Annotated in this window: 12 protein-coding genes and 2 pseudogenes; 10 read left to right on the top strand and 4 right to left on the bottom strand. The window is 56.1% G+C overall.

The window, feature by feature from the left end; genetic code table 11:
- Positions 1-46: 46 nt before the first annotated feature.
- The 6 genes and pseudogenes from J3P77_RS05940 (at position 47) to J3P77_RS05915 (ending at position 6,400) form a co-directional block, all read left to right on the top strand.
- Positions 47-217 carry a YhfG family protein gene (locus J3P77_RS05940; RefSeq protein ID WP_434680293.1) on the top strand — a complete coding sequence of 57 codons (171 nt, stop codon included), beginning with the start codon at positions 47-49 and terminating at the stop codon, positions 215-217.
- The gene (locus J3P77_RS05935) at positions 217-816 is read left to right on the top strand and encodes a putative adenosine monophosphate-protein transferase Fic (protein ID WP_434680292.1); all 600 of its coding nucleotides are present in this window, start codon (positions 217-219) and stop codon (positions 814-816) included. The genes J3P77_RS05940 and J3P77_RS05935 overlap by 1 nt, the downstream gene beginning before the upstream one ends.
- A 629-nt stretch (positions 817-1,445) precedes the next feature.
- Entirely contained in the window at positions 1,446-2,696 is a 1,251-nt protein-coding gene (locus J3P77_RS05930) for a ribonucleotide-diphosphate reductase subunit beta (protein WP_434680290.1), read from the top strand.
- A 671-nt stretch (positions 2,697-3,367) separates the two neighbouring features.
- Positions 3,368-4,210 carry a DUF4062 domain-containing protein gene (locus J3P77_RS05925; RefSeq protein WP_434680289.1) on the top strand — a complete coding sequence of 281 codons (843 nt, stop codon included), beginning with the start codon at positions 3,368-3,370 and terminating at the stop codon, positions 4,208-4,210.
- Positions 4,211-4,915: 705 nt separating this feature from the next.
- Positions 4,916-5,632 carry an HNH endonuclease gene (locus tag J3P77_RS05920; protein WP_434680287.1) on the top strand — a complete coding sequence of 239 codons (717 nt, stop codon included), beginning with the start codon at positions 4,916-4,918 and terminating at the stop codon, positions 5,630-5,632.
- A 228-nt stretch (positions 5,633-5,860) separates the two neighbouring features.
- Positions 5,861-6,400 (top strand): annotated as a pseudogene (locus J3P77_RS05915) (BRO-N domain-containing protein).
- A gap of 43 nt (positions 6,401-6,443) precedes the next feature.
- Here J3P77_RS05915 and J3P77_RS05910 read toward each other — a convergent pair.
- Both J3P77_RS05910 and J3P77_RS05905 read right to left on the bottom strand, forming a co-directional pair.
- Complete coding sequence (locus J3P77_RS05910) at positions 6,444-7,187, bottom strand: hypothetical protein (protein ID WP_434680286.1); 744 nt, start codon at positions 7,185-7,187, stop codon at positions 6,444-6,446.
- Positions 7,188-7,425: 238 nt separating this feature from the next.
- Positions 7,426-7,611: pseudogene (locus J3P77_RS05905) on the bottom strand (hypothetical protein); the annotation flags it as partial.
- A gap of 72 nt (positions 7,612-7,683) precedes the next feature.
- Between J3P77_RS05905 and J3P77_RS05900 the strand changes: the two are divergent.
- Together J3P77_RS05900 and J3P77_RS05895 are read left to right on the top strand one after the other, a co-directional pair.
- Positions 7,684-8,169, top strand: coding sequence for an Hcp family type VI secretion system effector (locus tag J3P77_RS05900; protein ID WP_434680285.1), 486 nt, complete (start codon positions 7,684-7,686; stop codon positions 8,167-8,169).
- A complete protein-coding gene (locus J3P77_RS05895; RefSeq protein ID WP_434680284.1) occupies positions 8,151-8,885 on the top strand; it encodes a DUF4225 domain-containing protein in 735 nt (244 codons plus the stop codon). The genes J3P77_RS05900 and J3P77_RS05895 overlap by 19 nt, the downstream gene beginning before the upstream one ends.
- Before the next feature lie 659 nt (positions 8,886-9,544).
- On the opposite strand, the gene J3P77_RS05890 is transcribed toward J3P77_RS05895, so the two are convergent.
- Positions 9,545-11,110: a methyl-accepting chemotaxis protein gene (locus tag J3P77_RS05890; protein ID WP_434680282.1), complete on the bottom strand. Its 1,566-nt coding sequence runs from the start codon at positions 11,108-11,110 to the stop codon at positions 9,545-9,547.
- A gap of 310 nt (positions 11,111-11,420) precedes the next feature.
- Here J3P77_RS05890 and J3P77_RS05885 point away from each other — a divergent pair, with 310 nt between their 5' ends.
- Together J3P77_RS05885 and J3P77_RS05880 are read left to right on the top strand one after the other, a co-directional pair.
- Positions 11,421-11,780, top strand: a complete 360-nt coding sequence (locus J3P77_RS05885; protein WP_434680280.1) for a topoisomerase DNA-binding C4 zinc finger domain-containing protein — start codon at positions 11,421-11,423, stop codon at positions 11,778-11,780.
- A 310-nt stretch (positions 11,781-12,090) separates the two neighbouring features.
- Positions 12,091-12,678 (top strand): polyribonucleotide nucleotidyltransferase, encoded by a 588-nt coding sequence (locus J3P77_RS05880; RefSeq protein ID WP_434680277.1) that lies wholly within the window; start codon positions 12,091-12,093, stop codon positions 12,676-12,678.
- 9 nt (positions 12,679-12,687) lie between these two features.
- Here the strand turns inward: J3P77_RS05880 and J3P77_RS05875 are convergent, their stop codons facing one another.
- Positions 12,688-13,596, bottom strand: coding sequence for a LysR substrate-binding domain-containing protein (locus tag J3P77_RS05875; RefSeq protein ID WP_434680275.1), 909 nt, complete (start codon positions 13,594-13,596; stop codon positions 12,688-12,690).
- Between the last annotated feature and the right edge of the window lies 1 nt (position 13,597).

The following is a 13,597-nucleotide window of genomic DNA, read 5'->3' as shown; positions in this document are numbered from 1 at the left end:
CCTTTTTTGGCTACACTGACGCCTTCCAAACGTTAGAGGCAGCCCTATGCCAACCCTCTCTCTCCACGCCAAAAAAGCCTATTGCGCCAAAACCCGAAAATCCAACTATGCGGCAAGCCTGCGCCTGGAAGGATTCGACAGCAGCCCGAGCGATATCGAGCGCCCGCTGCGCACGCGCGAAGAGATTCTCGACAGCTATCGGAACAAGAAAGCCTGATGCTGGATAAGTACGGGGTCGGCCAAGACCCCTATTGCTACCCAGGAACGACGCAGCTTCGTAACCTGCTCAACATCCAGGACAGTCATATTCTTGCTCAAGCCGAGCGCGCGCTTTCGGAGAACGCGGCAAACGCCATCGAGTTCTCCGCGCCTCCTTACGATCTGCCCTACCTGCCAGACATTCATCGTGCGCTTTTCGCCGACCTCTACGACTGGGCAGGTGAACTGCGCACAGTGGATATATCCAAGGACGATACTCACTTTTGCATTGTCGGACGCATTGAGCCGGAAGCCAGGAAATTATTCACCGCCTTGGCCAATGCCAATTGGTTTCAAGAGCTCGACCGAGCATCGCTCGTCACATCAGTCGCCGAACTGTTTGGAGACCTGAACGTTGTCCATCCGTTTCGCGAAGGAAATGGGCGAGCCCAGCGGATTCTGTTCGAGCACATCATCGTAAACGCTGGATTCAGCCTCAGTTGGTGGGAGGTTGAAATGAAAGAGTGGACCCAAGCAAATATCGACGCCGTGGTATGCGACTACACCGCTTTGCAGCGAATATTTGAAAGGTGTATCGGCGAACAAATCACCGAGTAAACCACTGGATGTCCGCGCAGTTGCGTCTACCGCTCGTCGCGATAATCACTCGCCAACCCCACCTTCCATAGCCCCTGATATCCGCGACAGCGCCCGTCAGACAAGACGTGTCGAAAGACTGATCAGGGTCAGAACGCTCAACGACTTCCAGTGTCAGGATCATGGCGGTTGCGACGACCTGTCGACCGGCCTAATATCTACATCTTGTGTTCATGGGCAACCAATAGCACTAAATGAAGGGGTTTCGGTTTCTTGAAATGCACTCGGAGTCAAGCGCTAACTTGCGTTTTGACGAGAAAAAAATGCTCATCTACCGTGCGCAAGACAGGCCAGCGGAAGGTGAATTCGGTATACTCTCGCGCCTGTTCAGGGTACTGGGTATGAGCATCACTGCCGCGATACGGTTACGCCTGACAAACAACGTGCACAGCGCCAATCGAAAGGCATTCATGCGCGATTCGGCCGGTGTGCAGCCAGAGGTATTCGCAACCTCTTGGCTAGCCCCGCCACATTAAAATCCGCTTCAACCAGACATACGTTGCCGGCAAGCACGAATTGCAACGCGGGCAACGCTCACTTTTAAAATTCAAACGGTCGCCCCGGCGGCCTCTCAAGCAGGAGACGTAACCATGCTGAGCTGGGACGAATTCGATAAGGAAGACGGCGAAGTCACCGCCGCCAAACCCAATCAGGCAGCACAAGCCCACGAAGCGACCATGGACCGCCTCGACAGCGCCGGCGGTGCCGCCGCTCAAGAAGCGCGGGCTGTGACCGCCGCCGACTCCGAAGCCCTGATCCGCGCCAAGAAAGCGCTGGACGCTCTGGACGTCGCCGAAGGTCTGGCTGAACTGGAAGGCGCGTCGGCCCGTGTCGCGGTCGATGAAAAGCGCATGATCAACTGCCGCGCTGACCTCAACCAGCTGGTGCCTTTCAAGTACGACTGGGCCTGGCAGAAGTATCTGGACGGCTGCGCAAACCACTGGATGCCGCAAGAAGTCAACATGACCGCCGACATCGCCCTCTGGAAAAACCCGGAAGGCCTGACCGACGACGAGCGCCGCATCGTGATGCGCAACCTGGGCTTCTTCTCCACCGCCGACTCCCTGGTTGCCAACAACCTGGTACTGGCTGTGTACCGCCTGATCACCAACCCCGAGTGCCGCCAGTACATTCTGCGCCAGGCGTTCGAAGAGGCGATCCACACCCACGCTTACCAGTACTGCATCGAATCGCTGGCCATGGATGAAGGCGAGATCTTCAACATGTACCACGAGATCCCATCGGTCGCTAAAAAGGCAGCCTGGGGCCTGAAGTACACCCGCTCGATCTCCGATCCGAAGTTCGAAACCGGCACCGTCGAAACCGACAAGGAACTGCTGCGCAACCTGATCGCCTACTACTGCGTTCTGGAAGGCATCTTCTTCTACTGCGGCTTCACCCAGATCCTGTCCATGGGTCGCCGCAACAAGATGACCGGCGTCGCCGAGCAGTTCCAGTACATCCTGCGCGACGAATCCATGCACCTGAACTTCGGCATCGACGTGATCAACCAGATCAAGATCGAAAACCCGCACCTGTGGGACGCCGAAATGAAGGAAGAAGCCTCGCAGATGATCCTGCAAGGCACCCAGCTGGAAATCGAATACGCCCGCGACACCATGCCACGCGGCGTACTGGGCATGAACGCCGCGATGATGGAGGACTACCTCAAATTCATCGCCAACCGTCGCCTGTCGCAGATCGGCTTGAAGGAAGAGTACCCAGGTACGACTAACCCGTTCCCATGGATGAGCGAAATCATGGACTTGAAGAAAGAGAAAAACTTCTTCGAGACTCGGGTTATCGAGTATCAGACTGGTGGGGCGCTGAGCTGGGATTGATTGGCTCGACTAACCAACGGTAATGAGAAAGCCAGGCGCGAAAGCGGCCTGGCTTTTTTGTGGGTGTGAGTTTATAGAATGCGCGCTGTCCGCGATGGCAAGGATTGGGAGAAGGAGATGACTGTCATACCAGCTATTTATGTGGTCGCTCCAGGATCCTGAAGATTGAAAGCTGGATATATCTTTCAAGCTTATGAAGGTTCGGAACGAACCTCAGAGCGCCTAGAGCACAATCATAGGCCAGGAGCACCGCTTCGCGCCCTGACGACTCCCGGATTCGCGCTTAACCCCCGAACATCTGACAGCTTAAGACCCGGAGTGCATGAAATGCTTTTCAGAAATTTGAGAGGCGCGTCTACGTCAAATCTGAACATTGCCTATGGAATAACGGATATGGAATTCGGATAGGAGCGCGCCTTCCAGTTTGGCGAGACATCTTCACACTGCCTTACCCTTACCGGTACCGGACGCGCATAGGCGCATGCGGGAATTTGGAAGCGCGATACCGCTTACTGTTAAAACTCGGAGAGTGGGGTTGCAGATGGCATTAGGGAATTCTAGAATCCAGCGAGCACAGGAGAGACGCTTCGCAAGGCGCATGAACGCGCATCAGATGTGCATTGCCAGACCTCAGCCCGACTGAGTCGTTATGCAGTTATGGAGATTTGCGAGTGAGTTACCAAGCTACTGCCTTTAACGTTATGATCGCATCACCAGGGGATGTAGCGTCCGAGAGGGCGATCATTCGCGATGTCATTTACGAGTGGAATGCCGTGCACTCAAATGCCCGGAAAATTGTGCTGTTACCAATTGGCTGGGAAACACATTCGTCTCCCGAAATGGGTGAACCGGCACAGGCGATTCTAAACAAGCAGATTCTCTCAACATGCGATCTATTGGTAGGTGTCTTTTGGACCAGAATAGGCACTCCGACCGAAAAGCACCCCAGTGGAACGGTCGAAGAAATTGAGGAGCATATCTCTGCAGGAAAACCGACCATGCTGTACTTCTCAAGCCAGCCGGTGGTTATGGATACGGTAGATCTAGATCAGGTCCAAAGGCTAAAAAAATTCAAAGAGTCTTGCCAAAGCAGTGGTCTGTATCAAAGCTACGACAGCCATAGTGACTTCAAAGAAAAATTCTATCGTCAGCTGCAACTGAAGGTAAACCAGAACTCGTTGTTTCAGACATTACCTCTGCAAGAGACAAGCGAGGAGATCCTCAGCTCTCACACACCGCTTCCGCCCCTCTCCCCAGAAGCGCGGGTGTTGCTCAAAGAAATGAGTCAGGACTCCCACGGAACGGTCATTTACGCTCGATATATTGGCGGCAGTTCAATACAAACGAACGGAAAAAATTTGGCGTCTTCACATGAGCGACGTGAGATGGCCAAATGGGAAGCGGCTCTTGAGCAGCTCCAAGTCGAAGGACTTTTAGCTGCCCGAGGTTACAAGGGAGATGTTTTTGAGATCACGAACCTAGGCTATCAGATCGCCGACATGATTGTCTTGTAAGTCGATGCCGTTTATCTCTACGCGTTGGCGAGTAAGCAACGTGAGCCTACGAATTTTTCAGCTTCTCCCGGCCAGCAAATTGACAGCGCGGTAGTTTTTACTCAAAGCTACGGGGCACCCCACTTAATGTAATCCTCCCGCTGAACCTGGAAAGATGAAAACTCTCTCAGCTCCATAATGTATGACATGTAAATCCTCACTCATCTCTTATCTTTAACCGCTAAATATTTGGTGTTTCGTGGGAGCTTTTGGGGTGTGCCATCTTAAAAGCAAACTGTCCGCATACCGACCGCTAAAATTCTCTTTTTTTGCGCGCCGCTACGCGGAACCTACACCCAGGTTTCTTTGCTTAACGTAAATATCTCGATCTAGAACGCCTACCTTTCTGCCATAGGAACCAGGCCGACTTTTTCACCAGAACAGGTGGAAAATTGGTCATCAGCTACAGCGCTGCACCCCGAAGCGGCTGTAATGCACCGTCCTCGAAGTCCAGGATCAGGCTTAAGATATTTATCGCTGCTATGGCTAAGTGTCCCAATGACCAGCCCCACTCAAAAACTCTCCTTATCGCCTGTTCTCACCTCTGCCCTTAGATGCACTGGTCGCTCCGCACAGAGCTATCGCTCGCTCATACGTAGGACTTTTCCTGGACCAAGGTACGACTTTGCCAGTATCGTCGCAGCCTCATTTCGGCTCGGCGCAGACATGGAACCTACAAAAAGCAAAATCGATTGGAGCGATGCAGAGATTCAAGCAGCTGTAAATAGCTACACGCAGATGCTTCAACGTGAGCAGCTCGGCATCAAAATCAACAAAGCTCACGAGAACAGGATGCTGCGCGAGCAGGCCCTGGCCTCCCGCACCCAAAGCTCAATCGAGTTTCGCATGCAGAATATTTCAGCTGTTCTCGCCGATCTTGAACGACCCTGGATCAAAGGCTACCCGCCAGCCAAGAACGTGGGCGCCAACGTGAAGAAAAAAATCCTCAGCGCGCTGGAGGTACAGGGAGCTCCTACCCCAGAAGATCATCATCCAACCGCAGATGAACGGATTCTTGAGCGGCGGGCAGCCAAGCTGGAAGGGTACAAGCTAACTCAGACTCCAAAAGGAATCTTGAAACCCCAGATCGTTGCAGACACGGGAAAAACCTATATAAGAGACCCCGAGGTGCGAGCCTGGGTCCGGCAGCAGGCCCTCGGTGTCTGCGAAGGATGCGGGAAGGATGCACCGTTTGAGAAAAACGGCTTGCCATTCCTGGAGGTGCACCACGTCAAACATCTAGCACACGGGGGGTCCGACTTGGTTACGAATGCCGTAGCGCTCTGTCCGAATTGTCATCGCCGGTGCCATCACTCAAGCGATAAGGAAGCGTTCAGCAAATCGCTGTACGAAAGAGTTAAGCGCCTTGTCGTGGAGCCTTGAGACTCAGATATTTCCCACGGTTCTCGTCTACCGAGGGCTGATTCCACAGGCCTAAACGAAGCGTATCCTTCGCCGCCGGTGCCTAAGAAACACCCAACGTGGAGCAGTCGAACCGATGTGCGTCATTCCCCTATCTGATGAATGTCCGCCTCGGACACTGTGGTTGGGGTTCTTCCGCACCTCTACGTTGGCCCTGAGCATCAGCCATTTCGATACGTAGAGGGTCGTATGAACAACAATGCAATCCCGGTTACCCCCACCCTCTTCCACCGCCACAACCGCCCCCTCCACGCCCTCCTCCTCGAAAACCAACCCTGGTTCTGCGCCCGCGATCTAGGACGTCTAATCGGCTGGCCCTTGAACGAGCGCACGCTACGCAAGCTCGACGCCGACCAGCACCGCCTCGTCACCCTCGACTACTCCACCGGCCCGGAATCCGAGTTGATGGTCAGCGAGTCGGGCCTGTATGCGCTGTTGGTGCATCACTATCACGCGGAGAATCGTGGGTTGCGGCAGTGGGTCACCAATGAGGTGGTGCCGGTGCTCCGGGGTTAGGCTTTGCCGTTTGACGATCGTTCGCCGAATCTGAGCCTGTTGCAGTGGCCGGGGTTGTCGGTGAGTTTGCTGCATTGGCGGAGCGAGCCGTGGATCAGGTTGCGGGATATGCCGATGATGCTGCCGCATCCGCGGATGCAGGTTGAGTCGGAGTCGCGGCGGGTTGGCAGGCCTTGGTGGCGGGTGGCCTGGGACGGGTTGCGGTTGGGTTGAATGCTTTGCGGTGGCCGCTTGGGTGGCGGCCATCGGTATCGGGCTAAGGGGTTGGCGTCGGGGCGGTTTCGGGTTGGTCCTTTTTGCGTTCTATCGCCAGTTCGGTGAGGGCGATCATGCGGTCGTAGCGCACCAGCGTCATTTGGGACTGGCCGCACATGAGATAGAAAATACCGGCGGCCGCCACGATAAACCCCCAGTGCCAGAGCGAGGTGGTAATACCGGCGTCGGTGAGGAATTTATGGATAGCGGTCAGGCCGGCGAACAAGGCGAGAATACCGGGGAAGATGCCGAGTTTTTCCAGCGCGCCGGTTACAAGGTGGGTACGTTTTTCCAGGCCGCTGCGTTCGTTTTTCAGTTCCACGATGCCCAATTTCAAGGTCTCGGTGGAGAGCGCTACCATTTGCGGCAAGTAGTGGGCGTCGACTTGCATCACGGTTTTGACGTTTGCCTCTATCTGACTGATGAAAGGTGCGGATACCAGCCTCTTCAGTTCGTGCCGGGACAGCCATAGGCGAACAAGCGGATAGATGAACAGTGTCAGGTAAGAAATGGCGATCAATGTCCATGACACCGTGAATATCCATCTCATGGAGTCGATCAGGCCGGCGGGCGCCAGTAATACGGCCAGGATGGATGGGCCAATGATGCCGAACCAGAAGACGTTCTTGTCGATGCGAGGTGCGCGGCTGGATCTGCGCTGCGCACGGCTTTCCCCGACGGCGGTTTTGTAGGCGTGTTCAATGTTGGCGGTGATTTGCAGGTAGGTCTCTACTTCGTTACTCATATAGTTCTCGGATTGCTGGGACGCGATGGCGCGTGCAGGGCAACTATATGAACGAGGAATGGCGCGGGGAATTCATTGGGAGCCAGGTTTTAATGTCAGCCATGTTTGGCACGCTTGTAGGGATTTTCTGGCAGCGTGCAGTATCAACATTTGCTACTAATGCGGCGCCTGTACCGGCCTCTCGCGAGCAAGCTCACTCCTACAGGTAAGTGCCTGGCTGACAGCGCGGCGGTGGCTGTCAGGCCTTCGAGCGCGCTCGGTATCCGCTGATCATTTCTTGGGTGACGTCTTCTTTTAAGTAGAGCGGTGCGTGTCCGCCGGCCCGGTTGTAGGCACTTCGCTTGCCACAGCGACTGCCGTTTCGCGCCGAGTTGTAGGGAGACGGGCAATTTCCGGAGTAGGCATCGATGGATTCTTGAATGATTTCGGACGCGTCCTACATCATCCTGCTGGACCCAAAAATAAACTGGCTGTCCATTTTTCAGGATGATTACGGATGGCTAGCTACGGTTACATGACTATCGTCGGTAAAACGATGGGCCTTATTTCTGCCGGTTGTTCAGGGAAGGAATCGGTCGGCAGCAAATGCCAGACAAACCATCCTGATGAAATTACGGTATTGTCGCTCACTCATAACATGGCCAATGTTGGCAACAGCAAATACGCAACGCATTGGCCGGTGTTCATCACCAAATATCTCGACAAGTCGTCGCCACTATTGGCTAAAGCCTTAAACAATAAAGAAGTGCTGACTTGTGAGATTAATTACTACCGCACATCTGATAATGGCAAGCAGGAATTGCTTTATACCATTCGACTGAAAGAAACCATTATCGAATCGATTACTCTGGATGTCCCGCATGCGGATCTGCAGATTGAAAGCAGCCTTCAGGAGGTTGTAGCTCTGCGCTACCAGGACATTTATTGGACGCACCATCCAGGCAGCACCACGGAGGCCGTCTCGTGGATAACAGATCAATAACATCGGCGAACGCCGAGGATAGGCTGGCGGGACGAAATTTCCGTGAGGTTCATGAAGCTGCGACGTTTCTGCAAGGGCAGGCTTGCACATTTGCGGCGCGGCATATACAGGATGGGACACGCAGACTGCTGTTCAACCGGGCCGTATCTTATTACGCTCGGGAAATAATCAAGGACGTGGAGGAAGGGCGAAAGACTGCTTCGGAAGGATTGAAAGTTATAAGGGCAGAACAGAAAAGCCTTACAGAGCAATCGTTCGACGTGACCACTAAGGCGTTCGGCTTGGGAGCTGGAGCCTTGCAAGTCACAAGTGGCGTGGGGGTGTGTTACGTGTCTGTCGGCACGCTTTGCTTCACCCTAGGTGTCGCGATGATAGCTCACGGAACTAACAATATTTATGAAAACGGACGAAACCTTTATGAGGGTCGCTCGGATGTTGAAGGTCCGGTGAGAAAGGGTTATCAGGCTTTGGCCGAGCTTAGCGGGAAACAGACGTGTGCAGGCAGCATACTTTATGGGAGCGTTGATTTGGGGATGTCTGCTTATGGATTGACGAAATTCGTGACAAAGCCCGAAGCGTGGCGGCTATTCAGGCACCTCCCTAATGACTACATCAGGGCTTACAAAACTACGCACCCTATATTTCACGCTGTAGACAGACCCACAGACCTTTTCACGGCCGTCAACGTGGTTGATCAATGGGAATGCTTGAAGTGAGTTCGGTATGATAACTTTTTTCGAGCATCTAGCTTTTATTATCTTCGCCGGAACTTTCTTTTCACTTGCACGTTGGTTTCGCTATATAACATCTGGTGCATACTATTCCGAGTTAAAGGCCTTAGCATCAATCATCCTTAATCTTTTTTTTGTTTTTTTCTACCGATATTTTTCGGTCACGGGTGACATAATCTTCTACGGAAATGTAGAAGGTTCATCTCTGAAATGGCTTTCGGTACCCATGATGTATGCCCACGCATTTTGTTTTTCCGTACCGTGGCAACCAGCTCGATGGTTCCTTCGACGCAAGTTCGATCCTAGAATTCGTGAATACAAATAAAAATCTTAGAAAGCTACGCACCCGAAAGATGGGGCTTCTCCGCGTCGCCATTGAGGTCCTTGGAAATTTAGAACCAAGCGACATCCCCATCAAAACCGTCGCGGGCAAGCGCGCTCCTACGGCACTCGCATCGCCGATGAACGGCATGCCAGTCTCGAAGTTCATGCGCTACCTTTGGTACTTGGCCTCGCCCTCACCTTTGTGGATCTCTGATACCACGTGTGCGCTCCGGTGCTTGGTGCAGGGCGAGTCCATTCAGTCTCTATAAACAAAAACACCACCTTTACGGTGGTGTTTTTGTTTTGCCTGCAACCCGGTTTTAGCGGCTGAACCGCTCCGCCAGGCTGTGCAGGTATTCCGCCATTTCTTCCAGTTCTTTGCTGATCGTCGAACCTTGTTGTGCCTGGTCGGCGCTCTGGTCGCAGAGTTGGGCGATGCGGGTGATTTGTTGGCTGATGTTTTCGGCCACGTGGGTTTGTTCTTCCGACGCGGAGGCCATTTGCTGGCTCATGCCGGTGATGCGGGTGACGGCCTGACTGATGCCATCCAGCGCCTTTTGTACGGCTTCAACGCTGGCGACGCTCTCCTGGGAAATTTCCTCGCCCTTGTTCGCGGTGGCGACTGCGCGGTCGGCGCCGTCGCGCAGGGAGGTGATGATCTGCTGGATTTGTTCGGTAGAGGCCTGGGTACGCGAGGCCAGCGAGCGGACTTCGTCGGCGACCACGGCAAAGCCACGGCCCTGTTCACCCGCGCGGGCGGCTTCGATGGCGGCGTTGAGCGCCAGCAGGTTGGTTTGTTGGGCGATGGAGGTGATCACCTCGACCACGCTGCCGATCGACTGAGTCGCGCCAGCCAGTTCGCCGACGGCCTTGCCGATTTCGGACACGCTGTTGGCCATGTGCCGAATCGCGAACAGGCTGTCATCGGCCAGGCCGCGACCTTGCTGTGCCAGCTTGTCCGCCTCTTCAGCTGCGTGCGCGGTGCTCTGTACGTTGTGGGTGACTTCCTGAATGGTCGCGGCCATCTGGTTGATGGCGGTCGCCGACTGGTCGGTCTCGCTGCGCTGTTGATCGAGCGACTGGGCCTGACGATGCGACAATTGCGCCGATTGCCCGGCGTGCTGCCGAACGCTCTCGCCGGTGTCCACAAGACGGGTGAGCGCGGTTTGCAGGCGCGCTTCTTCGCTGAGCATCGCCAGGTCCAGTTGCGCCTGTGGCCCGCGGTTGTCGCTGTAGGTCAGAGCGACCAGCTCGCTGGTAAACGCCTTGGGATGTTCGTCGAGCGTCTTGCGGATGGTGCTGCGTTGACGCATTTCCAGGAATGCACCCAGCGCCAGCAGCGCCACCAGAGTCGCAACAAACGAGGTTTTGTCGTCGAGCAGGAAATCGCTGGCAGCCAGAAGCAGCGCACAGATGATCATCGGCAGCTGGCGAATCAGGTGGTAGGCGGCGGTACTGGCTGGTGACACGGCCGATTTACCGGCACGCAAGCGGGCATACAGCGCTTCGGCGCGACGTACCTGGTCGCGGGTGGGAAGCGAGCGCACGGACTCGTAACCGACGATGCGGCCGTTTTCATAAACGGCGGTGACGTAAGCGCTCACCCAGTAGTAGTCGCCCTGCTTGGAGCGGTTCTTGACCACGCCCATCCACGGTTTGCCCAGCTTGATGGTTTCCCACATGTGGGCAAACACCGAGGCTGGCATGTCAGGATGGCGGACAAGGTTGTGCGGTTGGCCGAGCAGCTCTTCGCGGGTAAAGCCGCTGAGCGAAACGAAGGCATCGTTGCAGTAGGTGATGCGACTGTTGAGGTCAGTGGTGGAAATTAAACGTTCAGAAGCCGGGAAGGTTCTTTCTGTCTGGGTTACCGGCAAATTCACACGCATTGACAAGACCTCTCCCTGATAAACACAAAATATCCCGGGTCGCCTTGAAGGTGTAGCACAGCATGGCCAACACACAACACAAGCTGCGGGTGTCTGCTGTATCGACGCCGAAGGTCATGCCTTGAACGCGGCCCGACCAACAGTCATGACCGGCAGCCAGAAGCAGCTCGGTTCTGAGGCTGCCGAGGGGAAGAAAGATGCGCCCGCGTGCTACCTAGTCGTGCTCACCCGCTGACGTGCAGCTGCAATCGTCTTTACTTTGGCCCGTCGACCTCTGCACCATGGCGCACTTGTCGTAAAAGGTCCGCTCATGGTTCGCAACACCCGTTCACTCACGCAAGCCCTGACCCGCTGGGCCCGCACCTTGCGCGGCGCTATAAAGGCGATGCTGCGGCAACGCGAGCCTGTGGCTCTGCCGCCTCCGACGGAGCCGAGCAAGCCGGTCGAAGCGCCGGTGCGCAAACGCAAGGCCGCCGCCCGCAAGCCCAAGGTCGCCGCGCCGCCACCGCCAGTTGAACCGGCCGTGCCGAAGTGCCCGCACTGCCGTAAACCCATGGTGATCAAGACCGCACGCACTGGGCGTAATCCGGGCGACTTTTGGGGCTGTGCCGAGTACCCGAAATGTCGGGGAATTCGGCCGATCATTCGTGTGGCGGCCGGGCCCAGATGAAAGCTGTTAATTCGTTGATGGTGTCGCGCTTGTTTGCGAAGACGGTTTCCAGGCCGGACGGGCCTGCACTCGCCCCTCGCCAGCAAGCTGGCTCCTACAAAAGCGGTCTCATGGTGAGCAAGCGGGCTCCTGCAGAAACGGCTCCCTCGCCAGCAAGCTGGCTCCTACAAAAGCGTGCGCGGCGCTGTGCGTGTGGGAGCCAGCTTGCTGGCGATAGCGTTTGATCAGGCAATGAAGATGTGTGGATTGTGGCGCTATTGCGAGCGAGCTTGATTCCACAGATGCGTGAAGCACTAACAGAGGAAACCTGATGTTCAGATTCAATCTCACAGCCATCGTGGCCTGCATTGCGCTGTCTGGCGGCGTGATAGGCCTGGAGGCTCAGGCTCAGACCAAACCGCAGCCGACAAAACAGGCAGCGGTCGTTGAAAAGGTCTCTCTGCTCGGCGGCAAGCTGGTGTTCAATCTGCCTGCCGGTTACGTGAAAGGCGAAATGCCGGAAATCGACGCCAAGGCCATTGCACAAGGCGTGACCGGCTCCCTCTATACCCATCAGGCGGACAAGCGCGTGTTGATCATTACTGAGATGCCCATTCCGATGGGCATCGAGGCCGAGGACAACGACGCGGAAGTGCTGGACGGTCTGCTGGTCGGCCAGCAGGCGCATCAGAGCGGCAGCTACAACGACTTCAAGAAGCTGAGCGAGAAGAAGATCATCAAGAAGAACGGCCTTGGCGTCGGCCAGCTCGACACGTCGGTGACCATGAGCGGTGCCAAGGTGCTGAGCACTACCATCGTCGCCGCCTCGGGCAAGCGCTCGGCGATCCTGAACGTGGTCTCGCGCGCAGCCAATCCGAAAGAACATGCCGCGATGGTCAAGACTGTCATCGGGCAGTGACGGTTCGGATCACTCCACGCGCAGAGCCCCGGACAACAGCTCGACCAGTTTATGCACCTTGGGCAACGCCTCGCGGCTGCGGGGCCAGGCCAGATGCAGCGCCAGCCCTTGCGTCGTCAGCTGCGGCAGGATCTGCACCAGCGCGCCGCTCGCCAACTGATCCTTGATCAGCCAGGTCGCCAACTGGGCGATGCCGCCTCCGCCGGTGACTGCAGCGATCTGCCCTTCACCATTACCGATTACCAGACGTGGCTCGACCATGCGGGTTTCCGGCTCGCCGTTCTGGTCGACGAACAGCCAGGGGCTGATGCTGCCGTCGCCTCTGCCGTACAAAATGCAGGCGTGATCGGCGAGGTCTTCGAAACTCTGTGGCGTGCCGTGGCGCGCCAGGTAAGCGGGCGACGCACAAAACACCACGCGCTCGGTGCCCAGGTAGCGATGGGCAAGGCCAGCGGGCCAGACCTGCGCGCCGCCGATGCGCACCGCCAGGTCAATGCCTTCTTCAAGAATATCGACAAAGCGGTCTGTGAAGGTCACGCGCGGGCGCAGCTTCGGATGCTGTTCGGCGAACTTCAAAATCAACGGCAACACATGCAGGCGCCCGAACGTAGCCGGCAAGTCGACGCGCAATTGGCCGGCAGGTTCGGAACGTTGCGCCGCGAGAGCGGTTTCGGCGTCTTCCAGGTCACCGAGGATGCGCGTGCACACCGCGTGGTACGCCTTGCCCTCCTCGGTCAGCGCGAGGCTGCGCGTGGTGCGCTCGAACAAACGCATGCCCAGCCGACCTTCAAGGCGCGCCACGCTTTTGCTGACCGCTGAATTGGTGAGGTTCAGACGTTCGGCCGCGGCGGTAAAGCTGCCAGCATTGGCTACCGCCACAAAGGTAGCGATGCCCTTGAGGCGCTCGGAAGACAGCATC

Source organism: Pseudomonas sp. R1-18, assembly GCF_051132095.1.
Classification (GTDB): Bacteria; Pseudomonadota; Gammaproteobacteria; order Pseudomonadales; family Pseudomonadaceae; genus Aquipseudomonas.
The sequence above is the reverse complement of the archived record's forward strand: the minus strand, read 5'-3'. Positions and strand labels throughout refer to the sequence as shown.